The sequence below is a fragment of the Lacinutrix sp. MEBiC02404 genome (assembly GCF_053601575.1).
This window is the reverse complement of record NZ_JBSHNV010000141.1, coordinates 101,522-127,740: the sequence shown is the minus strand read 5'-3', so window position 1 is coordinate 127,740 and position 26,219 is coordinate 101,522. Positions and strand designations below refer to the sequence as shown.

Here is a 26,219-nt window from a genome sequence, read left to right as displayed (position 1 = left end):
CTTTTTTTATGTTTGCCCAAACAGGAACATTAAGAGGTGTCATTCTAGATGAATTTAACAAACCAGTAGACAACGTAAACATTCAAGTAGACGATACTGGAACCACAACAAATGCTAATGGCTTTTTTATTCTAAAAATACCTGCTAATCAAGATGTAACCGTAACCTTTACGCATATATCTTTAAAAAAGACAGTTGCCACTTTTAACTTAAAAAATGGGGAAGAAATAGAGTTCAATCCAGTAATGCAAACCAATATAGAGCAAATTGCGACGGTTGTTATTTCGGGAAGAAAAAGAAAAGACGTTCAAGGTGTTATTACACTAAAACCCGCAACCATTAGAAGAATTCCGGGTGCAAATGCAGGAGTAGAAAACTTATTAAAAACACTTCCTGGTGTAAATAGTAATAACGAATTAAGTACACAATACTCCGTTCGTGGTGGTAATTATGACGAAAATCTGGTATATGTAAATGGTATTGAAGTATACAGACCGTTTTTAATTCGCTCGGGACAACAAGAAGGTTTAAGTTTTGTAAATACAGATTTAGTGCAGAATGTAGATTTTTCTGCTGGAGGATTTCAAGCTAAATATGGAGATAAACTTTCTTCCGTTTTAGATATCACCTATAGAAAACCTTCGGAATTTGGTATCGCAGCAGATTTAAGCTTACTTGGTGGAAGCATCGCTATAGAAGCCGTAAGTAATGACAATAAATTAACAGGAATTGTTGGTGTACGTTACAGAGATAATAGTTTATTGGTAAACGCAAAAGAAACAGAAACCAATTACGATCCTAAATTTTTAGACGTGCAATCTTATGTCACTTATAATTTTACAGATAAATTTAGCTTGAGCTTTTTAGGAAACGCCTCTATAAACAAATATAATTACGAACCACAAACAAGACAAACCAATTTTGGAACGTTAACAGATCCTATTGCTTTACTTGTTTTTTATGAAGGGCAAGAAAAAGATGCATACCAAACACTTTTTGGTGCATTACAAGGAACCTACAAAGTAAATGACGATTTAAACTTAAGTTTAGTAGCTTCTACATATCACACTACGGAAGAAGAGTATTTTGATATTCTTGCACAATACCGCCTTGGAGAAGTAAATACAAATATTGGTGACGAAGATTTAGGAGAAGTAGAATTTAGTGAAGGTATTGGCGGACAATTAAATCATGGTAGAAATGATTTAGATGCGCTTATTACCACTATTGAGCATAAAGGAGATTACGAAATTAACGACAACAATTTCGAATGGTCTGTAAAATATACCAACGAAGATATTAGAGATCGATTAGTAGAATGGGAAGTTGTAGATTCTGCTGGATTTACTATTAATCCGCCAAATCTAGATGATTTCAATAATCAACCGTATCAACCAAATGAAGGTCCTATTACGGCTTATCAAAACGTTAGAGCAAACAACAATACCTCTATAGATAGAATTCAGGCATATTTGCAATGGAGCAGGCGTTTTACCGTTGGTGAAAGCGAACTTTGGTTAAATGCCGGAGCAAGAATGCACAATTGGAATGTACAAGGAGATGGTATTGCAAGTTCTTCACAAACTGTTTTTAGTCCGAGAGCACAAGTCGCAATAAAACCGAATTGGAAAAAAGACATGCTTTTTAGATTTGGAACCGGTTTTTACTACCAACCTCCTTTTTATAGAGAGTTACGAGACCAAAACGGAGAAGTACAACCCAACGTAAAAGCACAGCAATCTATTCATTTTGTACTAGGAAATGATTACAGTTTTAAAATGTGGGATAGACCATTTAAACTTACTAGTGAAGCATATTACAAAAAGTTAAATGATGTAAATCCATATACTGTTGAAAATGTAAGAATACGTTATACGGCAGCTAATAATGCGGAAGCCTATTCGTATGGTTTAGATTTAAGACTAAACGGGGAGTTTGTTCCTGGAACAGAATCTTGGTTTAGTTTTGGTTATTTAAAAACCGAAGAAAATATTGATGGTCGTGGCTATATTGCAAGACCAACAGACCAACGTTTAAAATTTGCAGCATTGTTTCAAGATTACGTACCAACAATGCCAAACTTAAAAATGTATTTAAACTTAGTGTATAACACAGGACTTCCTGGTGGTTCACCAAGTTATGCAGATCCTTATGTATATCAAAACCGTTTACCAGATTATAAACGTGCAGATTTAGGGGTGCAATATGTACTTGTAGACGACAAAAAGCAGTTTGAATCTGGCTGGAAAAAACCATTTAAAGAACTTGCTTTAGGTATTGAAATATTTAATATTTTCGATGTACAAAACTCTATTACAAACACTTGGGTTAGAGATGTATACAGCAAACGACAATATGCAATACCAAACTACTTGACACCAAGAGTTTTTAATGTGAGACTAAATATGAAGTTTTAAAAAATTTAACATATTTTTTTAATACCGAATTAAAAACAGTAGTAATTTTGCCTTCATGAAACAAATGTTTAGAAATTTAACGGCTTTATGCCTGCTGCTTGCTTATAGTTTAAGCATCAGCATTTCTATACAAAATCTTGTCATAGATGTTGTTTCAGATAGTAGTCAACATCAGGATGTTTCCCATAATCATTCGGACGCTAAAACACCTGAGCTTTCTGTATTTCCAGATTTAGAACCACTCGTAGATATTGCTAGTTCCAATACTTTCAATTTTGAATCTGAAAAGCTAAAAGCACAATTTCCACTTTTTAAGTATGTGGAAAACTACACCGTAACGAAAGACAAACAATACGTATATCGTAGTGTAAACATCCATCCTGGATTAGATTTGGAAGCACTACTCTACCCTTTCCATACATTTTCATAAAACCTATTTTTTTATTTATTCGAACAACTAATTTTCTAAAAAGGAATTAGCTGTCACCTTATTTATCCTTGGTTTTCAGCCAAGAATTTCCACTTATAATCAAATAAAAAAATAAATTTATGGAATCCATTAGCACCATTATCGGAATTGTAATTGTTCTTATTATAACTATACCAATTGTATTCATACAAAGATCACAAACGAGTAAAAAGAAAAAATCTAAAAAAGGCTTTATAGACGAAGCACAAAAAAACAATTTAAATGTAACAGAACCTGACTTTTGGGGATCCTACTATGCTATTGCATTAGATGAAACACAAAACAAATTAATCTATTCTAAAATAGTTAATGAAGAACATAACACTATTATTATAGATGTAGAAGAAATAGCTTCTTGTGAAATCGTTAGAACCAATAGAACCTTTAAAAGCAATAAAGTTTTTAAAACGGAAACCGATAAAATCGATTTGGTTATTGGTTATAAAAATTCGAATAAAGCAAAAGAAGTATTAGAGTTTTACAATGTAGATGTAAACATTGAAATGACGAATGAAGTTCCGCTTCTAGAAAAATGGGAAACTAAAATTAAAAGCAGACTACATAAAAAAGAACAAGCTGCTTAAGTGTTGATTAATTGAAATAAAAAACCTTCAGGAAAATAATTTCTGAAGGTTTTTTTATGTTTTATAATTTGATAAATCTGCAATAAAACTTGGATGGTTTGACACTAAAGGCGAAGCACTTTTTATCTAAAAAAAAATAGTAATTAGGCTTACAAATATATTTATACAAACTCCTTTAAAACACCAATAGCATAATCAATCTCTTCTTTCGTATTGTATTTACAAAAAGAAAATCGAATAGATGGCTTTTGTATATCTTCTTCCTCTAAGATTTGCGCTAAAACATGAGATCCTTTTCCACTTCCACTTTGACAAGCAGAACCTTTAGAACAAGCAATTCCTTTTAAATCCATTTGAAATTGCAAGGTCAATGCTTTTTCAGCACTCATTGGCAAACATACATTTATTAAAGTATAGGTGCTTTTTACTTGATCTTCACAATTACCATTATATTTTACTCCTGGAATAGCCTTTTTAAGTACCACTTTAAAATAGTCTTTTAAATCTTGTATATAAGCACGCTCTTCCTCTAGGTTTTGATATGCTAGTTTAAAAGCGGTTTCTAAACCTTTAATAGCATGCACAGGTTCTGTTCCTGCTCTATAACCACGTTCTTGAGATCCTCCAAAAATAAGTGGCTTAAAATTGCTGTTTTTACGTATATAAGCAAAGCCAATTCCTTTTGGCCCGTGAAATTTATGTGCAGCAGCAGTCATAAAATCAATAGGAGTTTCTTGTACATTCCATTCAAAATGACCAATAGATTGTACCGTATCACTATGAAAAAGGGCATTATTGGTTTGGCATAATGCAGCAACCTTATCTATATCTAGAATATTACCAATCTCATTATTAACATGCATTAAACTTACCAATTTACGCTCATCATTAGCAGATAGTAATCTTTCCAAATCTTCGTAATCTGGCGTTCCACATTGTTGTAATTTCACATACTCTATGGTTACATTATATTCATTTCTTAATTCTTCAACAGTATGCAAAACGGCATGATGTTCTATTGGAGAAGTAATAATAGTGGTTACATTACCATCTCTAACCGCGCAACGCAGAATCATGTTATCTGCTTCTGTACCTCCAGAAGTAAAAATAATTTCTTGAGGTAATGCATGCAATTGCTTCGCAATGGTTTTTCTTGCTGTTTCTATAATAGCTTTTGAAGAACGCCCAAATGCGTGTGTTGATGATGGATTACCATAGTGCGTAGCAAGAACATCTTGCATATCTTTTATTACTTCATCTCGAACTTGAGTTGTTGCAGCACTATCAAAATAAACGGTTTTCATAAATAAGAATGGTTTGTTAGAAGCAACAAAAATAGAGGAATTAAAATTATTAACAAGAAGCATCGTTATAAGTTTAACAATTCTATTATTTTTGTTCAAAAATTACATTGCTATGAAAAAGTTACTTTTTGTTTTTTTATCTCTTTTTATATTTATTTCTTGTGACGATGGAGATATAATTACGGAAGAATTAGATTTTGAAGATACTTTTTCCGCTTGCGGCGAATTGGTGTTTTATAAAATAAAAGAAGACCCAGCAGAATCGCTTTCTTTACAAATTACTTCTACAGCATTAACCTTAGCAGATTTACTAGAAATAGAAACCGACGGTACTTTAACCTATAATGAAGAAGAATTCACCATTAACGGAACCACTAACCTATTTAATTATAGAAGATACAACACCACACCAACAGATTTCTTTTGTAACGATGTACCTTCTTCTTCAATCCTTATTACCAATGATGAAGAAAGCACCACAGGAACGGCAACTATATATGTTTCACTTGTTGAAGATGACAACGATGGTATTCCTGCAGAAATGGAAGATATTAATTTGAATGGCGATTTAACAGACGATGATAGTGATGGAGACGGTATCCCAAATTATTTAGATGAAGATGATGATGGCGACAACGTACTTACCCGCTTAGAAATTGATACGACCGATGCGGATGGAGATGAAGATCCTATAACGAACCCTTTAGATACAGATGGCGACGGAATACCAAATTATTTGGATACAGATGATGACAATGATGGTGTAGAAACTATAGATGAAGAAAACGATTCGCAAGACGAAGATCCTTCCAACGATTTTACAGGTACGAATCCTTTAATTACAGTTGCGGATTATTTAAATGATGAAGTCGCTAATACCGTTCCAGCAACCGCATATAAAGATCACGATATAGAACAAGTTTTTAAAATCACCATAGAACTAAGAAGCATAGAACTTCCTTCTATTACCTATGACTTTTTAGATTTTGGAACTCTGGAAGACAGCAGTTTAACCACAGAAAGAACGGTAGAAGATATACCTTTCCCTTAAGAATTACTATTTTGGTAGATGTAAACTTCTGTAGCTCCTAATCCATATTTTTGGTAATTAGCTTCATAATATTTCACATTATATCTACCAAAAAGATACGCCAATTCCATTTTTAAAACGCCTTCTCCTACGCCATGAATAAAAACCATTTTTTGCATGCGTTTATGTATGGCAAATTCTAACTGCCTTTTTGCAGTATCTAACTGCAAGTTTAACATGTCGTGGTTTGACATTCCTCTAGAAGAATTTGTTAAATGATGTATATGTAAGTCTACTTCAAAAGTAGGTTCGTAGCGCTCTTTAGGCTTTTTGGTTACTTGTTTTCTTTTCTTTGATTCCTTTTCGGAAACTACATTTTGAAAAGAATTATTCTTAAAAACATTTTGATTTAAAGCATTCGATTTTTCTTGCTTTATCAGTTCCTTACTAGTAAAGTCTAATTCAAAACCATCTTCGGTTAAAATGGTAATCGTATCCTTTGAAATTTTAGCTATTTCACCAGATAAATCGTCATCTAAAACAAACACAAAATCACCAATTTTAAAACTCATCTTTTTCTTCTTCCTCTTTTTTATTCGGTATAGTACTATAAACTCTATACAAACCAAACATTAATAATACAATTCCTAAAACTAAAACCAATGTATTTTGTTGCGCTTCCGCTTGCGCATAAATCGCTACAAAACAACCAATTAAAATCAATATATAACTTAGATATTTAGATGAAAACATATAATAAACGATGCATTAATACTTTTGGTCGAAAATAACCAATATAAATCACATCTCTAATGATTTTTAACTAGATTTAGTAGAAGAACCCTAAAATAAAACTGTATTATGAAAAATATTACTAAATCTGTGCAGTCCCAAATCTTAATTCTTTGCCTACTATTTACCTTTACAATTACTGCCCAAGTTGGTATTGGTACAACTACGCCTTCAGAGTCTTTGGACGTAGTAGGAAATGTAAAGTTCTCTCGTGCTTTAATGCCAAACAATTTAGCTGGAATTTCAAAACAAATATTATTATCGGAAGGTGCAGGAAATTCTCCTACCTGGGGCTTAAGACTATTAAATACAACTCAAACAACAAAAATGGGTAAATACTATAGCGGACTCTTTAATATTCCTGCAGGTTATTCCACTTTAACGTTGCTTGATTCTGATTGTACAACTACTAGCACATGTACAGTAACTTGGGGAGGAAACCTTTCTCCTTTACCTGATTATGGTGATTTAGTAACAACGATTGAGGCTCGAAATGGCCAATTTATTTTCCATTTTGCAAATTATACAGGATACAATTTAAATAATCATCAATTTATATACTATGCATTTTACTAAAATCATAAAAGTTCTAATTGGTACTTTATTCCTTTTTTCTGTGAATATTACATTTTCACAGGTTAAAACTATTCCTAATTTTGCAGCTGAACGTCAAAATAGTGAAATAAAGAATGTTGTAGCTACTGCTGAAAAAGCAGAAACTTCCTTTAAGTCTAATATAAAGATACCAAAAATAATTCCTCTTTTAAAAACAATAAGAAACCGCGGAACAGTGTTTTATATAAATGTCGAACCTACTGCTGTTATAGTGAACAAAAAAAGACTTTCAAAAGACAAGGTTATTCTAACTCCTATAACTAGATCTGATAAACTTGTTCTAACAACAGCAACTGCGACTAAAAGCAATTAGACGTCGCATTAGATGATAACACTTTTATTATTCCATTTAAAAAGTAAATAATACCCTCATGAAATATTTATACACCTTACTTCTATCTACTATTTGCAGTATAACCTTTGCACAATCTGATTTATACGTGAGTAACGGAAGTTATGTATATGTAGATGGAACCGCTTTTGCTAGCGGACCAAATGTGGCACCTCTTTATGTAACAGATGATGTTAATTTAAACACAAACGGCCACATCTATCTTCGTAATGATGCACAGTTATTACAAAGTAATGCAACTACAACAAGTACAAATACTGGAAATGGACAACTTAGTGTGCAGCAGACTGGTAATTCTAATACGTATATGTATAATTATTGGGCTTCTCCTGTAGGTCAAAATTTAGCCGCTACTGGAAACTCCAGTTTTATGCCTAGTAATAGTTTTTATCTTGAAACTGGGCCTCTTCCTACAAATACAACTCCTTACGGCTTTGTTACAGGTTATGATGGTACTGCCACACAAATTTCTAGTTATTGGTTATATACTTTTATCGGCTTAAGTTCAACAGCTCCAATTGATGCTTATGGTGATTGGCGTGGTTTAGGTGTAACCGGTCCTTTACCTGCAGGTGGAGATGAAAACGGCACTTTGCTTTCTGGTTATGGTTTTTCTATGAAAGGAAACCCGAGCGGCGCTCAAAAATATGATTTTAGAGGAAAACCAAACAATGGAGATATAGCAGTTACATTAAACCCAAATAGAGAAACTCTAGTTGGTAATCCATATCCTTCTGCTTTAGATGCCTATTATTTTTTACATAACCCTCAAAATATAACGAACACAACTGGAGCAATAAAATATTGGGAACAACAACCGGGAGCAACATCTCATGTTTTATCTAATTATGTTGGTGGATATGGTATATACACCATTGCAACGGTAAATGATAATGGTACTCCTGCAGACCTTACAGATGATACAATTACGGACTCTTTTGTTCCTGCTGCTTTTAGAATGTATTTATTAGATGGTACCGTAGCTGGTACTCCTCCTATAACGAACGCAGCTCCAAAAACAGGAAGGAGATATATTCCTGTTGGACAAGGATTCATGATGGAAGGTACTGCTAGTGCAACTAGCGTAATTTTCTCAAATTCTCAAAGAGTTTTCTACAAACAATCTGGGGCTAATAGTGAGTTTTTTAGAACCGTAGACACTTCTTCCAATACACGAACAGATACAGAATACAATACGGATGGCTATAACATAGTTCCAGAAGATTTTAAACGTTTCAGAATTAATGTAGGTTTTGACAATAATGGAAATGATTCGTACACAAGACAATTATTAATGAATTTTCACCATACAGCAACAGATGGTTTTGACTATGGTTTAGAAGCGCAAATTTCAGAACAAACAAGTTCGGATGCAAATTGGATTCTTGATGAAACTCCGTATGCTATACAAGCATTTAATTATGACGAAACATTAAAAATTCCATTACTAGTAAACATAAATAATCCCCAATTGGTACGATTTGGTATTTATGATGTTCAAAATTTCGCTACAAGTCAGCCTATATATATTCACGATAAAACACGTGATCTATATATTAATTTACAAGAGCACGCTTATGAAATTACTTTAGAGCAAGGTAATTATACCGATCGATTTGAAATAACATTTCAATCCAATGCCTTAAGTTCAGAAGCATTTAACGACAAAGATTTCTTAGTAATGCAAAATAATAACACAGCACAACTAACGATTTTAAACCCTAACCAATTAGAGGTGACAACGGTTTCTTTGTTGGATGTTTCCGGAAAAAGAATATTTAACGAAAATAATTTATCTGTTAAAGATAGATATACATTCTCTACTAAAAACTTAAGTGAAGGTATTTATATCACTAAAGTAACTTTTGCTAATCAAAGCACAATGAGTAAAAAAGTAATCGTTTCACAGAAAAAATAAACGAAACTTCTATATATTTGAAAAAGCCAATGGTTCACCATTGGCTTTTTTATACATTTGTAATTCAAAAAAATGATTCTTATGTCTTCCTTTGAAGATTACATGCTTCCGTGTTTAAACAAAAAACTACTTGGTATAGAATGCCCAGGTTGTGGTATGCAGCGTTCCGTTTCTTTAATATTTCAAGGAGATTTAACAGCAGCTTTTAATATGTATCCTGCAATTTTTACATTAATTCTGCTTTTTGGCTTTGTATTAATTAATCATTTTAAGAATTTTAAATTCGCAAATAAAATCATCATTTCTCTTGCCATTATTAATATTGTGATCATAATGGGAAGCTATATTTTAAAATTTGTATAACTAATCAAAAAAACAATGGAACAACAAAAATTACCAAATGCAACAATCGCTTTAGTCTTAGGAATTATCTCTTTTATAGCATGCTGCTGTAGTATGGGAATTGGAGGACTTCTTTTTTCTGGAATTGCTTTATTCCTATTAAAGAAAGATGATGCTTTATATATGGAGAATCCAGAACTTTACTCTAATTATAGCCAAGTAAAAACAGCTAAAATAATTGCCCATATTGGACTTGCATTGGCTGTACTCTCTTTATTGTATTCTGTATATCAAATTTACAGTATTGGTGGTTGGGATGCTTATATGGAAAACGTTCAACAAGTAATGGAAGAATGGCAACAACAAAACCAATAAAATCCAATAGTTAAGTCTCCCTAAAAAAAGTGGATAGATTTTATAAAAAAAAAGCGACCAATGGTCGCTTTTTTTTATACTTATTTTCACAAAAAACTTATACTTCAAATTGCTTAAGCGTTTTTGTTATAATAGAAACACAATCTAATAATTGCTCTTTAGTCATTACTAAAGGCGGTGCAAATCTAATAATGTTTCCATGTGTTGGTTTCGCTAATAAACCATTATCACGTAAAGCCATACAAATGTTCCAAGCAGTTTCGCTTTCTTCATCATCATTAATTAAAATAGCATTTAATAAACCTTTACCTCTTACGCCATTAACAATATTAGAGGTTTCAATAAATTTAGAAAGTTCTGCTCTAAATAATTCCCCTAAAACTTGTGCGTTTTCCGCAAGTTTTTCGTCTTTAATTACTTGTAATGCTGCCATACCAACTGCTGCTGCAACTGGGTTTCCACCAAATGTACTTCCATGATTTCCTGGTTTAATAACATTCATAATGTTATCATTTGCTAAAACAGCAGAAACAGGATATGCGCCACCACTTAATGCTTTACCAAGAATTAATATATCTGCTTTAATGTTTTCATGATCAATTGCTAACATTTTACCAGTTCTTGCAATTCCAGTTTGTACTTCGTCTGCAATAAATAAAACATTATGCTTTTCACATAAAGCTTTGGCTTTAGTTAAATACCCTTCCGTTGGTACATATACACCAGCTTCTCCTTGAATTGGTTCTACTAAAAACCCTGCAACATTGGAATTACTAGAAAGTACTTCTTCTAAAGCTTTAAGGTTATCGTATTCAATTTTAATAAATCCTTTGGTATAAGGTCCAAAGTTTTTTCTAGCTACAGGATCGTTAGAAAACGAAATAATAGTAGTTGTTCTTCCGTGAAAGTTGTTTTCGCAAACTACAATTTCGGCTTCATTTTCATCAATACCTTTTACTTCATACGCCCATTTTCTACATAGTTTTAAAGCCGTTTCTACTGCCTCTGCACCTGTATTCATAGGTAACAATTTATCGTAGCCAAAGGTTTCGGTAGCGTATTTCTCAAATGTTCCTAACATATCGTTATAAAACGCACGAGAAGTTAATGTAAGTGTTTGTGCTTGGTTTACCATAGCACTAACAATTTTTGGATGACAATGTCCTTGATTTACTGCAGAATAAGCAGAAAGGAAATCGTAATATTTTTTTCCTTCTACATCCCAAACATACACACCTTCTCCTCTACTCAGTACTACTGGAAGTGGATGGTAATTGTGTGCACCATACTTGTTTTCTAAATCCATCGCTTCTTGCGATGTTAATTGGTCTAAAACAGCCATTTTAAATAATTTTATTAGTGAATAAAAAAGCCATTCCTTATCTACCTTTATCCTTTCGAAGTGTCGAAAATTCAGCGTGGGAAAGAAATCATCCCTAAAGACCTGCAAATTACTAAATATTAATGTCGAATTATAAATCTTCTGAAGATAATTTTCCAGATAATGAAGATACTTGTAGTTCTAATCGTTTAAGTTCTCTTAGCAATGCGTTCTTATCCATTTGCATCCAAGCAAAAATTTTAAGCATACTTACACCAAGCATAAACACAATACTTCCTAATCCCCATTTTAGTAAATCTTTAGTGGCTTCGGCTTGAAAGAATTGTAAGACACAGTAAATAAATAAACCAAAAAATACTACGGTCATAAAATTCATCATAATTAGCAACCATTTATTTTTCCCTTGGAATAAACCAAAAATCATTCCCAATACACTTTGTTCTTCTAACGTGTCATAGAATTTTGCTTCTTCTTGTGTTAGTGTGTCTTTAATTAATTTGTCTATATCTTCCATTTTAAAATTTGTTTTATTATTTCCACGAAAGTGAGAAACTGTTTATTATTATCTCTTTAATTATTTTATTTTTCGCTTTGCGACCTTTTCTCCACAGGAAAGAACAACCCTCAAGGATTGCATTTGAGTAAGCACTGCCTACTGCTACTAAATACTGTTTACTTATTTATTAGCAATCGTAATTTCTCTCTAGCATAAAACAGTCTAGATTTAGTTGTTCCTGGAGATATATCTAGCGCTTCACTAATTTCTTTTAATGTATATTCTTCCAAATAAAACAACTTAATAACTAGCTGTTGTTGCTCTGGTAAATCTTGAATTGCTCGCAAAAGCTTCTTTTTTAAACTTGTACTATCAGAAACATCTTCTGCTATAATATCCCGATCCTTTCCATACTCTTCGTTTTTAAATCGCTCATTATTCTTTCTTCTTAACACATCTAAAGACTTAGAATACACAATCCGTAAAGCCCAACTACCAAAAGAACTAGCATCTCTTAAAGTTTCTATTTTAGCAATAATGGTTTGCCAAGAATCTTGAGCAATATCTTTTGCTATATCGGCATCTTTAACCAACCAAAATGCCTTTTCACAAAATATAAGATGCCATCTTTTTACGAGTATAGTCAGGGCTTCCTTCTTTCCAGATTGAAAAGCTTCCACTAATTGTGCATCTCTATGTTTGTCTATTTTCAACTAGGCTTCTTTGGTTTGCAATGGTTTTCTCTTAAACGTATTTCTTAAAAAACGTACCCAAAAGTTATACTTCGGAATTTTCTTTCCTTCCATAAAACGATTCTCTAAATTATCGAAAGCTTCTTTCAGTAAAGCATCATGCAACCATCTTATAACAAAAAGCCATAAAACGGAAGCTTTTAAAGATGCTGTACGCATTGTAATTTCATGACTAATTTCTGTTTCCTTTTCTGAAACTGCTTTGAGAAATAAAGAATGTGTTCCTATAAAATTATCTGGTTTTGTAAATTGAAAAGTGATACTTTCTCCTTCCTTTAAAGCAATTATGGTATATCTAATAAAACCATGTCCGCCTTTGCTTCCTACTTCTACTCCATTTTTAAAACGCATTGCAGGCCAATTTACAACAGGCCAAATCTGATCTTCATCGGTCCCTAATGTATCCAATAGAAGGGCTACTTTTTCTACGGATTCCTGTACTTTTCGTTTATGAATATTTATTACTCGCATATTATAAAGACGTAAAAAAAGGTAAAAGGTTCAATGTACTCCCATAAAATACCCAATCTTTTAAAAGAAACCCGAAATCTTTTAAAGATAACCCTAATTACATACATTTTAGGTACTGCTATTATTGTACTATTTTCAAACTCTTTTGATATTAGTATAGGCATGGACGCATTAATCATTACCTTATTTTTTAGCCTTCGTGGTCGTCAAGTTTTTGGAAATAAATTTAAATAAATGGACTAAGAAATAATCAAATCAACATAAATTGAAAAAAGCACCGCAATCGAGGTGCTTTTTTTATAATTTTGCATTCTAAAATAGAATAGATGCCAAAAAGAGAAAGAAACAAATTTGTTAAGCGAGGACAAATTATAGAAATAAAGATTGAAGATTATGCCTTTGGCGGAAAAGGAATTGGGCGTATCCGAAATGAACATGGAGAATTCGTAGTATTTGTACCCAATACATTACCTGGTCAACTAGTAAAAGCACAGGTAAAAAAATCAAGTAAAAAGTACGCGGAATGTAAATTATTTGAGGTTTTAGAACCTTCTAGTGATGAAATGGAGATGCCTTTTCAAGAAATTGCAGGTGCTCCATACATTAAACTTCCTGTTGAAAAACAACACAAATACAAAAAAGATAGTACGCTTCAATTATTTAAACGCATTGGTAAAGTTGAAAATATTGAAGATCTATTTGATGAATTTATTACTTCACCTAACGATTTCCATTATAGAAATAAGATGGAATATAGCTTCTCTGCTATAGGATACGATAGAGAAGAAAAAACCGATGTGGATGAATTTACATTAGGTTTTAAGAAACGAGGAACTTGGTGGTGTGGTGAAAACTTAGATAAAGATAGCGGATTGTTCGATAAAGAATTTGAAGACCATCTTATCCAAATTAAAGCCTATTGTGAAGCCACTGGATTAGCGCCTTGGCATGGTCCAAAAAGAGAAGGATTCTTCCGTTTCTTGGTGGTACGTAAATCCTACAAAACCAATGAGCTTTTATTCAATTTAGTAACTACTTCTTACGATTTACCAAAATTTGACTTAACAAAATTCTCGAACTTTTTAGTGGAATTATTTGGAAACAGAGTCGCTGGGCTTTTACATACAATTAATGATGAAACCGGAGATAGAACGCTTGCAACTACAGGAAGTATCGATTTAGTTTACGGAAAAGATAAAATTATTGAAGAACTTTTAGGTTTAAACTTTGAAATTAGCATGAAAAGCTTTTTTCAAACCAATCCCAAATCCGCAGAGCGATTATATACCAAAGTAGTGGATTATGCGTTAGAAAACAAAGAAGCGATTGACAATACTATTGTAATGGATTTATTCTGTGGAACAGGAACTATTGGCCAAATTATTGCTTCAAAATCTAAAAACACAAAAATAGTTGGTGTCGATATTGTTGCTTCAGCAATTGAAGACGCTAAGAAGAATGCCGAAAGAAATAATATTGAAGGGTTAACCTTTTTTGCTGCAGATGTTGGGAAATTTTTACTCGAACACCCAGAATATAAAGAAAAGATAAGAACTATAATTTTAGATCCTGCACGTGCAGGAATAGCGCCTAAAACACTTCGAAAAATCATTGATTTGAATGCAGATAGAATGGTTTATGTATCTTGTAACCCTGCAACACAAGCAAGAGATACCGAAACCTTGATGCAGGCAGGATATTACATTAAAAAAATAAGTTTAGTAGATCAGTTTCCGCACACAGCACACGTTGAAACCGTTGTACTTTTAGAAAAACGTTAATTAGTATTGAAAAGATTACCGCTTTCGCGGAAAGTAAACATGAAAAAAATAAAATTAATAGTAATCCCAATTCTTATCGCCTTTGTCGCTTTTTTAAGTTGCGAAAAAGATGATATATGCTCGGATGAAACCTCTACAACAGCACGTTTATATATACAGTTTTATAATAGTTCTAATACCGAAAACTTAAAAAACGTATTAAAATTTAGAGTACAAGGTGTAGATAATGACGACGTTTTAAGTGCTTATAATATTGTTACTGCGAGTAGTGTGTATTTACCTTTAAAAACCACAGAAAATTCAACGCAGTTTAAATTGCATAATGATTATTCTATTAACGACAATGGAACACCAGATGACGATACGGATGATTTCCCCAACGGAAACGAAGACATAATTACCATTTCGTATAATACAAAACTAGAATATGTATCTAAAGCATGTGGCTATAAAACGGTTTTTGAAAATGTTACTATTAGCGTTGTAGACGATGGAGACAAATGGATAAACAATATAATATCAACAACAGATAACGAACCTATTAGCAATGAAGATGAAGCGCACTTTAACCTTTTCCATTAATATATTTATCTTTTTCATGCTATTTTGCGCGTCTGTAAATGCACAAAATGATAGTATTGCTAAAGCTAAAAAAGATTCGATTAAACATATACAAAAGTACGGACTACGTATTGGTGGTGATTTAAGCAAGCTAATAAGAAGTGCGCTTGACGATGACTATAAAGGTTTTGAAATCATGGCTGATTTTAGATTAACCAAACGTATCTATGTTGCAGGAGAACTTGGTACCGAAGAAAGAACTCTTGGTAATGACTATGTGAATGCTACAGCTTCTGGTTCTTATTTTAAAGCAGGAATAGATTATAATTCATATACCAATTGGTTTGGTATGCACAACATGATTTATGGTGGTTTGCGTGTTGGAGCAAGTACCTTCAGCCAAACAAGAAATAGCTATGCGGTATATTCGCAAGAGCAATATTGGGAACCATTAATCTCTAATGATTCCGAAAAATTTAGCGGCTTAACTGCTATTTGGGCAGAATTAATTATTGGTATTAAAGCCGAAGTATTACCTAACTTATTTATAGGTATAAATGCGCAGCTAAAAAACATGATTAGTCAAGACCAGCCAAATAACTTCGAAAACCTATACGTTCCTGGCTATAATAGAACGTATGATGGTAGTAGTTTTGGTGTAGGTTATGGCTATAATATTTCTTACCTTATTCCTTTATTTAAAAAAGGATAAGTTCATGAACAAAGAAGATATTGTAAGCAATCTAGAAGAAAAACATAATACACTTATAGATTGGTTGCAAAATCAACAAGACGATAAATGGCAAGATGGCCCAGAAGGAAAATGGACATCTGGTCAACAAGCATTACACTTACTACAAAGTATAAAACCCTTAAACGATGCGTTAAGCATGCCTAAGTTTTTACTAAAGTTTAAATTTGGTAAAGCAAATAGAGAAGTAAGAGATTATGATGCTATTGTAAAACGCTACCAGGAACGATTAGTAAATGTACAAGGTAAAACCTTCAAGGGTTCTCAAAACATGAAAGCGCCTGCTTTAAGCGAAAAAGAATATATACTGAACAGACTGCAAGTAGAAAACAAAAAACTACAATACAAAACGTTAAAACGATGGAGTGATAAGCAACTGGACACCTATATTATTCCACATCCTTTAATGGGAAAAATGCCTGTAAGGGAAATTATTATGTGGACCGCACATCATGTAGAACATCATACACAAATTCTTCAAGAAAAATATTAGTATAAAAACGATAAAGCTGACAAATATCATAGTTAAGCAACTTAAAATCAAAGATCTTTATGTACTAAATATAACACATGAAATCTTTAAAAATTTTACCTCTTTTCACTTTTATTCTTTTATTTGGTTGTGCAGCAAGCCTAGATATTATATCGGAATATGATGATGAAGTCGATTTTGATTCTTACGAAACCTTTATGCTTTGCTTGGATGATTTTCAAGTAGACAATACCAAATATCCAAACCTAGATAATACCTATGTTCGTGAGTTAATTGCTGGAGAAGTAGATAAAAATATGGCCGCATTAGGCTACAGAACCAACGTGTTTAGTCCACAATTACAAGCTGGTTTTAAAATTGCTATAACAGAAAAAGAGACTTTTGTAAAAAACTGTGAATTAGAAAATGAATTTGACTATTGGAGAACTTGTACCATAAATTCGGTTATTTATACTAAAGAAACCCTTATTCTATATGTTTCGGATATAGAAAAAAATCAAGTAGTATGGCAAGCTACAATTCCATGCGAACTAGATAAATCGAAACATGCCTTAAGAAAGCACATTAAAACTTTAGTAGATCAACTTTTTTTAGAATTCCCAGAAGTGCATAAATGATTGCAAAGTTGAAGTTGAAGTTGAAGGCAAAAAAACTTTCCAAAGTCGCATGACATGAATATAGTATTCAAAAACCGATTACTGCCTACTAAAGCCTGTCTACTGAACACTGCTCACTGCAGACTCCCTACTGAAGACTAAAACCTAATCCTCATCTGGATTCATATACTTTCCTTTCTTACTACCGGCATACATTTCGTATTTCACCAAACGCGCTTCTAATTTTGCATTAAATACTTTTATTTTTCGTGAAGGACGTAAACCAACAAACTTTAAAGCTTCTAAATTAGAAGTAATTAACCATGCATCGGTTCCTGGATAACCTTGTTTTAAGGTATCTCCTATTTTCCCGTAAAAATCTTCTATATCTAAATTATCTAAACGTTCTCCGTAAGGCGGATTAAAAACCATATGCAGTTTTTCGTCTCCTCCTTTTCGCGTTTTAAAGAAATCTTCGTGTTTAATGGTAGCAAATTCGTCTAAATGGGCATTTTTTAAATTCTCTTTTGCTTTTGCAACAGCACTTGGCGATTTATCAAAACCTAATAATCTATGATGAAAATCTCTAGTTTTACTTAACAGAGATTCTTCAATTTTCTCAAAAAGTTCTACATCCCAATCACTCCAACGCTCAAAACCAAATTCTTTTCGCATCAAGTTTGGTGGTATATTGCATGCAATCATAGCCGCTTCTACAAGCATGGTTCCAGAACCACACATTGGATCCATAAAATCAGTTTGTCCGTCCCAACCAGAAAGCATAATTAAACCAGCAGCAAGCACCTCGTTAATTGGAGCAATATTGGTAGCTGTTTTATAACCACGTTTGTGTAACGACTCTCCAGATGCATCTAAAGAAAGCGTACACATTTGTCTGTCAATATGTACATTTACCTTTAAATCTGGAAAACGTAAATCTATATTTGGTCTTTCGCCAGTTGTATCTCTAAATTTGTCTACAATAGCATCTTTCGTTTTTAAAGAAATATATTGTGAGTGGGTAAACTGTGTCGAATTCACGGTCGAACTAATCGCTAAAGTACCCGAAGACTTCATGTATTCGCTCCAATCCATTTTGTACACTTGTTTGTACAAATCCTCTTCATTGACAATTCTAAAAGTCTTAATAGGTTTTAAAATCTTAATTGCCGTACGCAAGCCTAAGTTCGCTTTATACATAAAGCCCTTATCTCCAACAAAAGTAACGCTTCTCACGCCAACCTTTACCTGTTGCGCACCTAATTGAGTTAGCTCTTTTGCTAATATCTCTTCAAAGCCAAATAAAGTTTTGGCTAGCATTTTAAAATTATTCTCCATGTTTTTCGACAAATAGATTGCAAAAATAGATTATTTTTGTGCTGATATATAACAATACATGATAAAAAGCAAAAAAGAATGGTTTGCTTCTTGGTTTGATTCGCCATTTTACCATATTCTTTACAAAGACAGAGATTATACCGAAGCGCAACAGTTTATGGATAATCTTACCGATTATTTAAATATTCCGGAAGGTGGAAAAATATTAGACCTTGCCTGCGGAAAAGGTAGACATTCGATCTATTTAAATACTTTAGGATATAATGTCACTGGAGTAGATTTATCCGAAAATAGCATCGCGCATGCAAAACAGTTTGAAAATGACACCTTGCATTTTAATGTGCATGACATGAGTACTCCTTATGAACATCAATTTGATGCTGTTTTTAATTTGTTTACCAGTTTTGGTTATTTTGATAAAGAAGAAGATAACTTGAATACCATAAAAGCGATTAAATCGGAATTGAATGAATTTGGTTTCGGGGTTATCGATTTTATGAATAGTGAATACGTTATTGACCACTTAGTTGCTGAAGATGTAAAAACGGTAGAAGGTATTGCCTTCACCCAAAAACGAAGCGTTGTTGATGGCTATATCATCAAAGATATTTCTTTTACAGTCGATGACGAGGATTATAATTTTCAAGAACGTGTAAGAGGATTTACTTTAGCAGATTTTGAAGCTCTTTTTGAGCAAGCTGGCGTGTATTTATTAGACGTATTTGGCGATTTTAAACTGAATAAGTTTCATGCCAAACAAAGCGAAAGATTAATTATGATTTTCAAATAATCTTATTCATAATCTACTGGATAATTGACTTTAAATAATACGTAAAAGAAGTACTCTAAGCTTATCGAAGAGTCTTTAAATTAAATATTTCTTTAAATAGATGCAAAACATATTACTACCAATTTTAAGTGTGCTTTTAGGCTATGCCTTTGTTTTAATTTTAAAACCATCGCAAAACAAAAACCTAAAATTACTACTCGCATTTAGTGGCGCTTTCCTCCTATCTATTACCGTTTTTAATTTTTTACCAGAAGTGTATCAACATACCAATAAACCAATAGGTCTGTTTATTATGATTGGTATTTTACTTCAAATAATTTTAGAATTTTTCTCTAAAGGTGCAGAACATGGTCATGTACATTTAGATAAAAGCACAACCGCTTTTCCTTGGTTATTATTTATAAGTTTAAGTATTCATAGTGTTTTAGAAGGAATACCAATACACAACCATAGTACTTTATTATATGGTATTATAATCCATAAACTCCCTGTTGCTATTATACTTGCTACCTTCTTTTTTGCATCTCAATTACCAAAAGCAAAGATTGCTTTTTTCTTAATTTTGTTTGCATTAATGACGCCTTTCGGAGTTTTACTTTCTGAAAAATTTACGTTTATTCAAAATTATTATTTTGAGATTTCAGCCGTAGTAATTGGAATATTTTTACATATTTCTACTACTATTTTATTTGAAAGCAATGAAGATCATAAATTTAATGTTACCAAATTAATAACCATTGTAGCAGCAATTACGATTGCTTATTTCGTGTAGTATAGTAAAAGTTTATTAGTAAGTGCTCTCCTCTTTTTTAAAGAGGAGAATGAATTATAATTTTTGTTACAAAAAATTATAAGAAAGAGGAGTTAAAATAATTAAAAGGAAATTCCCTTTTTTAAGGGAACTCCAAAATTCACAATTTTGCTATGTTCAGTAAAGAAGAATCCAGACAAATAAAACAGTTATTTTGGACTAGTTTTGGGAAATCATTTCCCAGAAAATGGACCTTATACAATACTAAAATAAAAGGTTTTAGCTTTAAGTTTCATTTTGATAACAAAACAGCTTTAGTGGCTCTAGATTTAGAAGACGATTTAGAAAACCGAATTACTTATTGGGAAAAATTAGAATCCTTAAAATCTATTTTACTTAACGAGTACTTACCAAATGCTATTTTTGAAGAAGAATTCTTTCTAGAAAATGGTAAAGAAATTTCGCGTATTTATGTTCCTTTAGAAAACAAAGTATCTATACATAACAAAAATACATGGCAAGAAGTAATGGTGTTTTTCAATGAAAACATGCATCAATTTGAGGCCTTTTTTGAAGAGTATCAAGATATTATAAATGTTTAATTTCCTTATATTTGTTTAGGAGATGTTAACTCTCTAGATAATAGATACTACACACATAAAGCTTTCCTTTATAAAAATTTAAATGGCAAACAAAAAAAATGCAGATTCCAAATTACAAGGCATTAGTCGTTTAATTACAGATGCCACCATAGGAGTTACCGACTTGGTAGAATCTATGCATCACAGAATTGTGCATCCGCCATTTTTACCTTCTACACCAATACAACACCTTATTACCAATATTTCAGGAATCGCATATAAAAATATTCGATGGAGCACTAGGCTTATTGGCAGCAGTATAGATAAAACTTTAGGGAAATTTGTTTCTGTAAGTGGAAAAATAAAAACTACCCAAGAAAGAGAAGTGCTACAATCCGTTTTAAACGGAATTATTGGTGACTATTTAGAAAAAACTAAAAATCCGTTATCCATTTCCATGCAATTCAGAAATGAAGAAAAGGCAATTCCTCTAGATAAAAAAAGCATTACAAAAGCATATCCTTTTATCACCGGAAAAATTCTTTTGATGGTACATGGTTCTTGTATGAATGCTATGCAATGGACTAGAAAAGGGCATAATCACGGAGCTGCAATAGCAGAAGACCTCGAAAAAAACCCCATCTACTTGCAGTATAATAGTGGCCTTCATATCTCTACCAACGGACAAAAACTCAATGAACTATTGGAAAAATTGGTACTACATTGGCCAGTTCCTGTAGAAGAAATTGTAATTATTGCACATAGTATGGGAGGTTTAGTTTCGAGAAGCGCAATACATTATGGGCAACAACAAAAAAAATCATGGACTAAACATCTTAAAAAAATTATTTTTCTTGGTACACCACATCACGGAGCACCATTGGAAAAAGCAGGAAATTATCTCGATGTTATTTTAGAAGCTGTTCCCTATGCAAAACCTTTTGCTAGATTAGGAAAAATTAGAAGTGCTGGTGTTATCGATTTAAGATACGGAAATCTATTAGACACCGATTGGAAAGATAGGGATCGCTTTGAAATGCAAGAAGATAAAAGGCAACATGTGCCGCTTCCTAAAAAGATAGGTTGCTACAGTATAGCAGCTGTTGCAAGTAAAAATAACAAATCTGGTATCCCGCAATTACTAGGCGATAATATGGTGGGTGTAAAAAGTGCTTTAGGGCAACACAAAAATCCAGACAAAAATTTAAATTTCAAAAAGAAAAATACGTGGATTGTTTATGAGAATAACCATCTAGACTTATTGAGCAATCCAAAAATCTACTCTAAAATAAAAACCTGGATGCTTGATTGATGTCAATACTTAGAAAATAATTTAAGAGTACAAAAAGTTCAATCACACAAATTACAAGAAGTAAAATCGCTATTTTCCGTAATACAAAAACCGCTCTATGAACAAGTTTATTCGGTAAAAATCAATACATTATAAAAATTAAAAAAACTTGTCTTTGTAAAAAGTTTATTCTAAATTTGTTAACCCTACTTACTTCTAATAGCAGTAAAAAAAACGTATTCAAACCCAAATAGTATTCCATATGAAATTACGTCGTCTAGTCTACTCTAGTCATGCAATTGTACCACTTAGTAAACGGGACTTGTTAGACTTACTCCATGAAGCTCGTGGTTACAATATGATAGATAATATTACTGGAGTACTAATGTATAAAGAAGGTTATTTTCTTCAGGTTATTGAGGGAGAACCAGAAACTATAGATGCGCTTTTTATCCGTCTGAAAAAAGATACTAGGCATGCTGATATTCATATCCTTTTTGAAAGTCCTACAGACCATCGTTTATTTGAAAATTGGGCTATGGGTTGTGCCGATTTTGATGATCCTACTCTGAGTATGCTCCCCGGACTTCGTACTGATTTGGCAGACCCAAAAGTAGTAGAAGAACTTGTAAATAATCTTCCTGAAGTTGCTAATTTTCTAATCGAAAACCTAACAGATCCTCAAATACAGGATCCAAAATAAGCATTCTATAAACCCAATTGCAATTGTTCCTGCTTCAAGAATGGAAAACAATTATATGTCCAATAGACGAGTTTAGAATTCTGAAGCGCAAAATGCACAGACAGAGAATCGATGAGGTTTGTTTGTGTCTCTATCCCTTTATAATTTTCGGTATTCAGCCATATCGAACCATTGTAAAAGTAATTATATCAAATTCCTGATAATTGCTTTTAACACTCGTATTCAGGTTTTGTATATTATCAAAATTTTCCTTTCCATTCTGGCTGGTTTCCATAAATGTCTTTGTATTTGTAGTACCCGTGGTATTAATGACAACTGGAGTTCCGTATTTATATACCGAAAACACATTTGTATAATTGCCATTATTAGACGTTATATTTTTTACTGTTGCGGTACTATTTTTATTAAATAGCGGATAATCAACCGCACTTGTAACTGGTGCATCTGTAGTAGAAGTCGCTTTACTCCAATCATAATAAGGTGCAAGTGCATCATGCTCAAAAGTAGCCCAAACAAACTCTGGATGGTTTTCTACCACGCCAATCACATGCATTCCTAAAAGTGCGACTTTAGTAGGTACATTATTTATTAAAGCATCGGTTACAAAATAGGTGGAAGCATCCTTTAAAGCATTAACATCTACCCAAGAAGTTTTAAGCTCTAAGGCACCAACAGGAAATGCTATCTCTTTTAAGCTCGTCGGATTTCATTTTGCCATTGGCCCATATTTTAACATCGCATTATAACTAGTGTCATCCATATAAATAGCATAGTAAACAGTAGTTGAAGCAGGTTTACCTGAAGAAAAATAGGGTTTTTAAAACATCTAATGCATTCGTAGCTTGTGCTGTATCTACTAAAACTATCCTTTTGCCTTTCAGATACTTTTCACCTAATGTAGAAACTTGATGCAAACTATCTAAAAACAGTGGTCGTCCATTATATTCATTCGTTAGCCATAAAAACTTCTGCCGTGACCATTGGTGAAAATTACAGTTTGTAACGGTCGCATTGTTTGCAAAAACACTTGTCATTCCCTCTTTTGATGCTGGTGTTTTACGCACGCCATCTACCATGGTAAACCAACTAGAAGATGCTGTGCAAGCTAAATTTTCAATTTCAGAAACCTGCATATATTGTGATAAATTATTGGTTTTTACATCTTGCTTTACTTCTTCTTTACAAGTATATAATGTTATTAAAACGATAAAAAATACTACAGATTTTAAAGGTTTCATAAGCTTCCAATTTATTAAGTGGATTGCTTTTTTGACTGTTATAAATGCTTGTTTTTAAATACGCTAATCGCTGCATCAAATTTTGCAACCCAATTGGATGCAGCTACCCAATCGGAATCTACTATTTTAGAAACCTTTATATAATCGGGAACTACTTCGGTTTTTAAATTTTTTCTTTCATCATACTTACAAGCAAATAATGTAGATAAAACGATAATAATCAATAAAGGTTTTGCAAGTTTCATAAGACATCTATTTTATTAAATGGATTCGTTTTCCTTTTTAGCTCTATAAATATCAGATTTTAAACAGAATAAAAAAAGAGTACAAACACCTGAATAATAATTAGTTATAAACACGTAAGCCTTTTTAATTTAAAATAATTTATATAACTTCGTAAACTATTAGAGCGTTTTACTCCAATTAAAATCAGTTATGAAAAAAATAATCTTCTTATTAATACTTACTATTTCCTCCTCCTCTATTTGCGCACAAAACGAGAATACGAATAAAAAAGAAATGGATGCTATACAAACCAAACTAGAAACGCTCTTTATGCAAGACCAACTTTTTAGAAGGTTGTACCAAGACGCGGAGCAAAAATTTGGTGTAGATTCTAGGGAAATGGATTACTTCTGGAAAATTGTGGAAGAACAAGACAAACGCATTGAAAATGAGCTTATATTAATTCTCGACAAATATGGTTGGCTTGGTACTAGTCAAGTTGGCAGATTAGCAAATGGAGCCATTTGGAGTGTTATACAACATAGCAGTCTAGAAATTAAAGAAAAATATGCGCCGTTAATGAAAGCATCCGTTTTACAGAACGAATCGCAAGCCATGCAATATGCTAGACTCATAGATCGAATGCGTATTAATGACAATAAACCGCAAGTGTATGGATCACAAACCACAAAAGATAAAAATGGAAATGCTACTTTTTTCGAAATTGATAAACCTGAATATATCCATAAAAGACGAAAAGAAATTGGCCTAGATCCTATTGAAGATTTCGCTAAAGCAAGAGGAATAGATTGGCATATTCCGCAAAAGGAAGAATAACTATTCCCTACTTCTAAAACATATTATATGTTTTTTCTGAAAATATAATTAGCAATTGAAATATTAATCGTAATATTGCAATGAACAAATATATAAAACAAATGGGATTAGCAAAAACAGAAATGTTTACGGACCAACAAAACGAAATTGCATTATTTGCAAAAGCCTTTGGTCATCCTGCAAGAGTGGCTATTTTACAGCACTTATTTAAAATAAACGCTTGTGTTTGTGGGGATTTGGTAAACGAAATTGGCTTAGCACAACCTACTATCTCACAGCATTTAAAAGAACTGAAACATTTAGGTTTAATTAAAGGAAATGTAGAAGGAACTAGTGTTTGCTACTGTATAAATACAGAGAACTGGAGCAAAATGAAAAATATAATGTACACCTTTTTAGATCAAGATATTATTAGCACAGATTGTTGTTAAAAAAATTTCAATCATTAATCGTATAATCGCAATAAACAAATACACTTATAAAACATCCATAACAAATCCTTAATACTCAAAGGCAATGATTAATAGGATGTCGTAGGAAACAAAAATAAACATATGAAACTTTCAGAAATTAAAAACAAATTAGACCAATTAGAAACAATTGCTTTTCAATTACCAAACGGAGAACTAGTACCTAATCACTTTCACGTTACCGAGGTTGGTAAAATCACCAAACACTTTATCGATTGTGGAGGAACCGTTAGAAAAGAAGAAGTAGTAAACTTTCAACTTTGGAATGCGAATGACTACGACCATAGATTACACCCAGAAAAACTATTGCATATTATTAAACTTTCTGAAAAGACGCTCGGCATCGAAGATTTAGAGATTGAAGTAGAATATCAAGCAGAAACTATTGGTAAATTCGGATTAGATTTTGATGGAACAAACTTTCTTTTAACCACAAAACAAACCGATTGTTTAGCAAAAGATAATTGCGGAATTCCTGCGGAAAAACCAAAATTACAATTTTCAGATATGCCAACAGGAAACGCTTGCGAACCAGGAAGCGGTTGCTGCTAATC

At 32.5% G+C, this 26,219-nt stretch carries 34 protein-coding genes; 23 read left to right on the top strand and 11 right to left on the bottom strand.

All coding sequences use genetic code 11. The annotated features are described in order from the left end of the window. Positions 1 to 8 precede the first annotated feature (8 nt). The 3 genes from ACVCXO_RS04345 (at position 9) to ACVCXO_RS04335 (ending at position 3,470) form a co-directional block, all read left to right on the top strand. Complete coding sequence (locus ACVCXO_RS04345; RefSeq protein WP_452228415.1) at positions 9 to 2,417, top strand: TonB-dependent receptor; 2,409 nt, start codon at positions 9 to 11, stop codon at positions 2,415 to 2,417. A 55-nt stretch (positions 2,418 to 2,472) separates the two neighbouring features. Beyond that, entirely contained in the window at positions 2,473 to 2,847 is a 375-nt protein-coding gene (locus tag ACVCXO_RS04340) for a hypothetical protein (RefSeq protein ID WP_452228372.1), read from the top strand. Positions 2,848 to 2,966: 119 nt separating this feature from the next. Then, positions 2,967 to 3,470 (top strand): hypothetical protein, encoded by a 504-nt coding sequence (locus ACVCXO_RS04335; RefSeq protein WP_452228371.1) that lies wholly within the window; start codon positions 2,967 to 2,969, stop codon positions 3,468 to 3,470. Positions 3,471 to 3,631: 161 nt separating this feature from the next. Here ACVCXO_RS04335 and ACVCXO_RS04330 read toward each other — a convergent pair whose 3' ends face one another. After that, positions 3,632 to 4,774, bottom strand: a complete 1,143-nt coding sequence (locus ACVCXO_RS04330; RefSeq protein WP_452228370.1) for a cysteine desulfurase family protein — start codon at positions 4,772 to 4,774, stop codon at positions 3,632 to 3,634. A gap of 112 nt (positions 4,775 to 4,886) precedes the next feature. On the opposite strand from ACVCXO_RS04330, the gene ACVCXO_RS04325 reads away from it, so the two are divergent. Beyond that, entirely contained in the window at positions 4,887 to 5,825 is a 939-nt protein-coding gene (locus ACVCXO_RS04325; protein ID WP_452228369.1) for a hypothetical protein, read from the top strand. On the opposite strand, the gene ACVCXO_RS04320 is transcribed toward ACVCXO_RS04325, so the two are convergent. Continuing rightward, complete coding sequence (locus ACVCXO_RS04320) at positions 5,822 to 6,376, bottom strand: DNA mismatch repair protein MutS (protein ID WP_452228368.1); 555 nt, start codon at positions 6,374 to 6,376, stop codon at positions 5,822 to 5,824. The two genes, ACVCXO_RS04325 and ACVCXO_RS04320, sit on opposite strands and share 4 nt — an antisense overlap. After that, positions 6,366 to 6,557, bottom strand: a complete 192-nt coding sequence (locus ACVCXO_RS04315) for a hypothetical protein (RefSeq protein WP_452228367.1) — start codon at positions 6,555 to 6,557, stop codon at positions 6,366 to 6,368. The genes ACVCXO_RS04320 and ACVCXO_RS04315 overlap by 11 nt, the downstream gene beginning before the upstream one ends. A gap of 108 nt (positions 6,558 to 6,665) precedes the next feature. Here ACVCXO_RS04315 and ACVCXO_RS04310 point away from each other — a divergent pair, with 108 nt between their 5' ends. The 5 genes from ACVCXO_RS04310 to ACVCXO_RS04290 all read left to right on the top strand — a co-directional run bounded on the left by ACVCXO_RS04310 (position 6,666) and on the right by ACVCXO_RS04290 (position 10,198). After that, positions 6,666 to 7,172: a hypothetical protein gene (locus tag ACVCXO_RS04310; protein ID WP_452228366.1), complete on the top strand. Its 507-nt coding sequence runs from the start codon at positions 6,666 to 6,668 to the stop codon at positions 7,170 to 7,172. Next, positions 7,159 to 7,524: a hypothetical protein gene (locus ACVCXO_RS04305; RefSeq protein WP_452228365.1), complete on the top strand. Its 366-nt coding sequence runs from the start codon at positions 7,159 to 7,161 to the stop codon at positions 7,522 to 7,524. The genes ACVCXO_RS04310 and ACVCXO_RS04305 overlap by 14 nt, the downstream gene beginning before the upstream one ends. 58 nt (positions 7,525 to 7,582) lie before the next feature. Continuing rightward, entirely contained in the window at positions 7,583 to 9,481 is a 1,899-nt protein-coding gene (locus ACVCXO_RS04300) for a T9SS type A sorting domain-containing protein (protein ID WP_452228364.1), read from the top strand. 81 nt (positions 9,482 to 9,562) lie between these two features. Then, positions 9,563 to 9,844 (top strand): DUF2752 domain-containing protein, encoded by a 282-nt coding sequence (locus ACVCXO_RS04295; RefSeq protein WP_452228363.1) that lies wholly within the window; start codon positions 9,563 to 9,565, stop codon positions 9,842 to 9,844. A gap of 15 nt (positions 9,845 to 9,859) precedes the next feature. Further along, positions 9,860 to 10,198, top strand: a complete 339-nt coding sequence (locus ACVCXO_RS04290) for a CCC motif membrane protein (RefSeq protein ID WP_452228362.1) — start codon at positions 9,860 to 9,862, stop codon at positions 10,196 to 10,198. 97 nt (positions 10,199 to 10,295) lie between these two features. Here ACVCXO_RS04290 and rocD read toward each other — a convergent pair whose 3' ends face one another. The 4 genes from rocD to ACVCXO_RS04270 all read right to left on the bottom strand — a co-directional run bounded on the left by rocD (position 10,296) and on the right by ACVCXO_RS04270 (position 13,259). Further along, entirely contained in the window at positions 10,296 to 11,540 is a 1,245-nt protein-coding gene (rocD, locus tag ACVCXO_RS04285) for an ornithine--oxo-acid transaminase (protein WP_452228361.1), read from the bottom strand. A 130-nt stretch (positions 11,541 to 11,670) separates the two neighbouring features. Beyond that, on the bottom strand, positions 11,671 to 12,054 hold the full coding sequence (locus ACVCXO_RS04280) for a DUF6768 family protein (protein WP_452228360.1): 384 nt from the start codon (positions 12,052 to 12,054) through the stop codon (positions 11,671 to 11,673). A gap of 158 nt (positions 12,055 to 12,212) precedes the next feature. Then, complete coding sequence (locus tag ACVCXO_RS04275) at positions 12,213 to 12,749, bottom strand: RNA polymerase sigma factor (RefSeq protein WP_452228359.1); 537 nt, start codon at positions 12,747 to 12,749, stop codon at positions 12,213 to 12,215. Then, a complete protein-coding gene (locus ACVCXO_RS04270; protein ID WP_452228358.1) occupies positions 12,750 to 13,259 on the bottom strand; it encodes a hypothetical protein in 510 nt (169 codons plus the stop codon). Positions 13,260 to 13,292: 33 nt separating this feature from the next. Between ACVCXO_RS04270 and ACVCXO_RS04265 the strand changes: the two genes are divergently transcribed. From ACVCXO_RS04265 to ACVCXO_RS04240, 6 genes are all read left to right on the top strand, one after another. Continuing rightward, positions 13,293 to 13,493 (top strand): hypothetical protein, encoded by a 201-nt coding sequence (locus ACVCXO_RS04265; RefSeq protein WP_452228357.1) that lies wholly within the window; start codon positions 13,293 to 13,295, stop codon positions 13,491 to 13,493. Between the two features lie 92 nt (positions 13,494 to 13,585). Beyond that, positions 13,586 to 15,040 (top strand): 23S rRNA (uracil(1939)-C(5))-methyltransferase RlmD, encoded by a 1,455-nt coding sequence (rlmD, locus tag ACVCXO_RS04260; RefSeq protein WP_452228356.1) that lies wholly within the window; start codon positions 13,586 to 13,588, stop codon positions 15,038 to 15,040. A 39-nt stretch (positions 15,041 to 15,079) separates the two neighbouring features. Next, positions 15,080 to 15,622, top strand: a complete 543-nt coding sequence (locus ACVCXO_RS04255; protein WP_452228355.1) for a DUF6452 family protein — start codon at positions 15,080 to 15,082, stop codon at positions 15,620 to 15,622. After that, positions 15,588 to 16,313 carry a DUF6048 family protein gene (locus ACVCXO_RS04250; protein WP_452228354.1) on the top strand — a complete coding sequence of 242 codons (726 nt, stop codon included), beginning with the start codon at positions 15,588 to 15,590 and terminating at the stop codon, positions 16,311 to 16,313. The genes ACVCXO_RS04255 and ACVCXO_RS04250 overlap by 35 nt, the downstream gene beginning before the upstream one ends. 4 nt (positions 16,314 to 16,317) lie before the next feature. Continuing rightward, positions 16,318 to 16,845 carry a DinB family protein gene (locus ACVCXO_RS04245; RefSeq protein ID WP_452228353.1) on the top strand — a complete coding sequence of 176 codons (528 nt, stop codon included), beginning with the start codon at positions 16,318 to 16,320 and terminating at the stop codon, positions 16,843 to 16,845. A gap of 77 nt (positions 16,846 to 16,922) precedes the next feature. Beyond that, positions 16,923 to 17,462, top strand: coding sequence for a DUF4136 domain-containing protein (locus ACVCXO_RS04240; RefSeq protein WP_452228352.1), 540 nt, complete (start codon positions 16,923 to 16,925; stop codon positions 17,460 to 17,462). A gap of 144 nt (positions 17,463 to 17,606) precedes the next feature. Here ACVCXO_RS04240 and ACVCXO_RS04235 read toward each other — a convergent pair whose 3' ends face one another. After that, positions 17,607 to 18,779 (bottom strand): THUMP domain-containing class I SAM-dependent RNA methyltransferase, encoded by a 1,173-nt coding sequence (locus ACVCXO_RS04235; RefSeq protein ID WP_452228351.1) that lies wholly within the window; start codon positions 18,777 to 18,779, stop codon positions 17,607 to 17,609. A 58-nt stretch (positions 18,780 to 18,837) separates the two neighbouring features. Between ACVCXO_RS04235 and ACVCXO_RS04230 the strand changes: the two genes are divergently transcribed. The 5 genes from ACVCXO_RS04230 to ACVCXO_RS04210 all read left to right on the top strand — a co-directional run bounded on the left by ACVCXO_RS04230 (position 18,838) and on the right by ACVCXO_RS04210 (position 22,895). Then, positions 18,838 to 19,569, top strand: a complete 732-nt coding sequence (locus ACVCXO_RS04230) for an SAM-dependent methyltransferase (protein WP_452228350.1) — start codon at positions 18,838 to 18,840, stop codon at positions 19,567 to 19,569. A 100-nt stretch (positions 19,570 to 19,669) separates the two neighbouring features. Next, a complete protein-coding gene (locus ACVCXO_RS04225; protein WP_452228349.1) occupies positions 19,670 to 20,341 on the top strand; it encodes a ZIP family metal transporter in 672 nt (223 codons plus the stop codon). 152 nt (positions 20,342 to 20,493) lie between these two features. Beyond that, complete coding sequence (locus ACVCXO_RS04220) at positions 20,494 to 20,922, top strand: DUF4268 domain-containing protein (protein WP_452228348.1); 429 nt, start codon at positions 20,494 to 20,496, stop codon at positions 20,920 to 20,922. An 82-nt stretch (positions 20,923 to 21,004) separates the two neighbouring features. Beyond that, the gene (locus ACVCXO_RS04215) at positions 21,005 to 22,213 is read left to right on the top strand and encodes an esterase/lipase family protein (protein WP_452228347.1); all 1,209 of its coding nucleotides are present in this window, start codon (positions 21,005 to 21,007) and stop codon (positions 22,211 to 22,213) included. Between the two features lie 241 nt (positions 22,214 to 22,454). Continuing rightward, the gene (locus tag ACVCXO_RS04210; protein ID WP_452228346.1) at positions 22,455 to 22,895 is read left to right on the top strand and encodes a BLUF domain-containing protein; all 441 of its coding nucleotides are present in this window, start codon (positions 22,455 to 22,457) and stop codon (positions 22,893 to 22,895) included. Between the two features lie 154 nt (positions 22,896 to 23,049). On the opposite strand, the gene ACVCXO_RS04205 is transcribed toward ACVCXO_RS04210, so the two are convergent. From ACVCXO_RS04205 to ACVCXO_RS04195, 3 genes are all read right to left on the bottom strand, one after another. Then, entirely contained in the window at positions 23,050 to 23,448 is a 399-nt protein-coding gene (locus ACVCXO_RS04205) for a hypothetical protein (RefSeq protein ID WP_452228345.1), read from the bottom strand. Positions 23,449 to 23,689: 241 nt separating this feature from the next. Beyond that, complete coding sequence (locus ACVCXO_RS04200) at positions 23,690 to 24,133, bottom strand: hypothetical protein (RefSeq protein WP_452228344.1); 444 nt, start codon at positions 24,131 to 24,133, stop codon at positions 23,690 to 23,692. A 38-nt stretch (positions 24,134 to 24,171) separates the two neighbouring features. Further along, complete coding sequence (locus tag ACVCXO_RS04195; RefSeq protein ID WP_452228343.1) at positions 24,172 to 24,378, bottom strand: hypothetical protein; 207 nt, start codon at positions 24,376 to 24,378, stop codon at positions 24,172 to 24,174. A 190-nt stretch (positions 24,379 to 24,568) separates the two neighbouring features. Here ACVCXO_RS04195 and ACVCXO_RS04190 point away from each other — a divergent pair, with 190 nt between their 5' ends. From ACVCXO_RS04190 to ACVCXO_RS04180, 3 genes are all read left to right on the top strand, one after another. After that, the gene (locus tag ACVCXO_RS04190; protein WP_452228342.1) at positions 24,569 to 25,195 is read left to right on the top strand and encodes a DUF6624 domain-containing protein; all 627 of its coding nucleotides are present in this window, start codon (positions 24,569 to 24,571) and stop codon (positions 25,193 to 25,195) included. Between the two features lie 101 nt (positions 25,196 to 25,296). Beyond that, complete coding sequence (locus tag ACVCXO_RS04185) at positions 25,297 to 25,626, top strand: ArsR/SmtB family transcription factor (protein ID WP_452228414.1); 330 nt, start codon at positions 25,297 to 25,299, stop codon at positions 25,624 to 25,626. A 123-nt stretch (positions 25,627 to 25,749) separates the two neighbouring features. Then, the gene (locus ACVCXO_RS04180; RefSeq protein WP_452228341.1) at positions 25,750 to 26,217 is read left to right on the top strand and encodes a DUF6428 family protein; all 468 of its coding nucleotides are present in this window, start codon (positions 25,750 to 25,752) and stop codon (positions 26,215 to 26,217) included. The last annotated feature ends 2 nt before the right edge of the window (positions 26,218 to 26,219 follow it).

What these genes read in the sequence shown, in the direction of transcription:
- ACVCXO_RS04345 (WP_452228415.1), top strand. Translation starts at nt 9, where the DNA reads ATGTTTGCCCAAACAGGAACATTAAGAGGTGTCATTCTAGATGAATTT.
- ACVCXO_RS04340 (WP_452228372.1), top strand. Translation starts at nt 2,473, where the DNA reads ATGAAACAAATGTTTAGAAATTTAACGGCTTTATGCCTGCTGCTTGCT.
- ACVCXO_RS04335 (WP_452228371.1), top strand. Translation starts at nt 2,967, where the DNA reads ATGGAATCCATTAGCACCATTATCGGAATTGTAATTGTTCTTATTATA.
- ACVCXO_RS04330 (WP_452228370.1), bottom strand. Translation starts at nt 4,774, where the DNA reads ATGAAAACCGTTTATTTTGATAGTGCTGCAACAACTCAAGTTCGAGAT.
- ACVCXO_RS04325 (WP_452228369.1), top strand. Translation starts at nt 4,887, where the DNA reads ATGAAAAAGTTACTTTTTGTTTTTTTATCTCTTTTTATATTTATTTCT.
- ACVCXO_RS04320 (WP_452228368.1), bottom strand. Translation starts at nt 6,376, where the DNA reads ATGAGTTTTAAAATTGGTGATTTTGTGTTTGTTTTAGATGACGATTTA.
- ACVCXO_RS04315 (WP_452228367.1), bottom strand. Translation starts at nt 6,557, where the DNA reads ATGTTTTCATCTAAATATCTAAGTTATATATTGATTTTAATTGGTTGT.
- ACVCXO_RS04310 (WP_452228366.1), top strand. Translation starts at nt 6,666, where the DNA reads ATGAAAAATATTACTAAATCTGTGCAGTCCCAAATCTTAATTCTTTGC.
- ACVCXO_RS04305 (WP_452228365.1), top strand. Translation starts at nt 7,159, where the DNA reads ATGCATTTTACTAAAATCATAAAAGTTCTAATTGGTACTTTATTCCTT.
- ACVCXO_RS04300 (WP_452228364.1), top strand. Translation starts at nt 7,583, where the DNA reads ATGAAATATTTATACACCTTACTTCTATCTACTATTTGCAGTATAACC.
- ACVCXO_RS04295 (WP_452228363.1), top strand. Translation starts at nt 9,563, where the DNA reads ATGTCTTCCTTTGAAGATTACATGCTTCCGTGTTTAAACAAAAAACTA.
- ACVCXO_RS04290 (WP_452228362.1), top strand. Translation starts at nt 9,860, where the DNA reads ATGGAACAACAAAAATTACCAAATGCAACAATCGCTTTAGTCTTAGGA.
- rocD (WP_452228361.1), bottom strand. Translation starts at nt 11,540, where the DNA reads ATGGCTGTTTTAGACCAATTAACATCGCAAGAAGCGATGGATTTAGAA.
- ACVCXO_RS04280 (WP_452228360.1), bottom strand. Translation starts at nt 12,054, where the DNA reads ATGGAAGATATAGACAAATTAATTAAAGACACACTAACACAAGAAGAA.
- ACVCXO_RS04270 (WP_452228358.1), bottom strand. Translation starts at nt 13,259, where the DNA reads ATGCGAGTAATAAATATTCATAAACGAAAAGTACAGGAATCCGTAGAA.
- ACVCXO_RS04265 (WP_452228357.1), top strand. Translation starts at nt 13,293, where the DNA reads ATGTACTCCCATAAAATACCCAATCTTTTAAAAGAAACCCGAAATCTT.
- rlmD (WP_452228356.1), top strand. Translation starts at nt 13,586, where the DNA reads ATGCCAAAAAGAGAAAGAAACAAATTTGTTAAGCGAGGACAAATTATA.
- ACVCXO_RS04255 (WP_452228355.1), top strand. Translation starts at nt 15,080, where the DNA reads ATGAAAAAAATAAAATTAATAGTAATCCCAATTCTTATCGCCTTTGTC.
- ACVCXO_RS04250 (WP_452228354.1), top strand. Translation starts at nt 15,588, where the DNA reads ATGAAGATGAAGCGCACTTTAACCTTTTCCATTAATATATTTATCTTT.
- ACVCXO_RS04245 (WP_452228353.1), top strand. Translation starts at nt 16,318, where the DNA reads ATGAACAAAGAAGATATTGTAAGCAATCTAGAAGAAAAACATAATACA.
- ACVCXO_RS04240 (WP_452228352.1), top strand. Translation starts at nt 16,923, where the DNA reads ATGAAATCTTTAAAAATTTTACCTCTTTTCACTTTTATTCTTTTATTT.
- ACVCXO_RS04235 (WP_452228351.1), bottom strand. Translation starts at nt 18,779, where the DNA reads ATGGAGAATAATTTTAAAATGCTAGCCAAAACTTTATTTGGCTTTGAA.
- ACVCXO_RS04230 (WP_452228350.1), top strand. Translation starts at nt 18,838, where the DNA reads ATGATAAAAAGCAAAAAAGAATGGTTTGCTTCTTGGTTTGATTCGCCA.
- ACVCXO_RS04225 (WP_452228349.1), top strand. Translation starts at nt 19,670, where the DNA reads ATGCAAAACATATTACTACCAATTTTAAGTGTGCTTTTAGGCTATGCC.
- ACVCXO_RS04220 (WP_452228348.1), top strand. Translation starts at nt 20,494, where the DNA reads ATGTTCAGTAAAGAAGAATCCAGACAAATAAAACAGTTATTTTGGACT.
- ACVCXO_RS04215 (WP_452228347.1), top strand. Translation starts at nt 21,005, where the DNA reads ATGGCAAACAAAAAAAATGCAGATTCCAAATTACAAGGCATTAGTCGT.
- ACVCXO_RS04210 (WP_452228346.1), top strand. Translation starts at nt 22,455, where the DNA reads ATGAAATTACGTCGTCTAGTCTACTCTAGTCATGCAATTGTACCACTT.
- ACVCXO_RS04205 (WP_452228345.1), bottom strand. Translation starts at nt 23,448, where the DNA reads ATGCATGTGATTGGCGTGGTAGAAAACCATCCAGAGTTTGTTTGGGCT.
- ACVCXO_RS04200 (WP_452228344.1), bottom strand. Translation starts at nt 24,133, where the DNA reads ATGAAACCTTTAAAATCTGTAGTATTTTTTATCGTTTTAATAACATTA.
- ACVCXO_RS04195 (WP_452228343.1), bottom strand. Translation starts at nt 24,378, where the DNA reads ATGAAACTTGCAAAACCTTTATTGATTATTATCGTTTTATCTACATTA.
- ACVCXO_RS04190 (WP_452228342.1), top strand. Translation starts at nt 24,569, where the DNA reads ATGAAAAAAATAATCTTCTTATTAATACTTACTATTTCCTCCTCCTCT.
- ACVCXO_RS04185 (WP_452228414.1), top strand. Translation starts at nt 25,297, where the DNA reads ATGGGATTAGCAAAAACAGAAATGTTTACGGACCAACAAAACGAAATT.
- ACVCXO_RS04180 (WP_452228341.1), top strand. Translation starts at nt 25,750, where the DNA reads ATGAAACTTTCAGAAATTAAAAACAAATTAGACCAATTAGAAACAATT.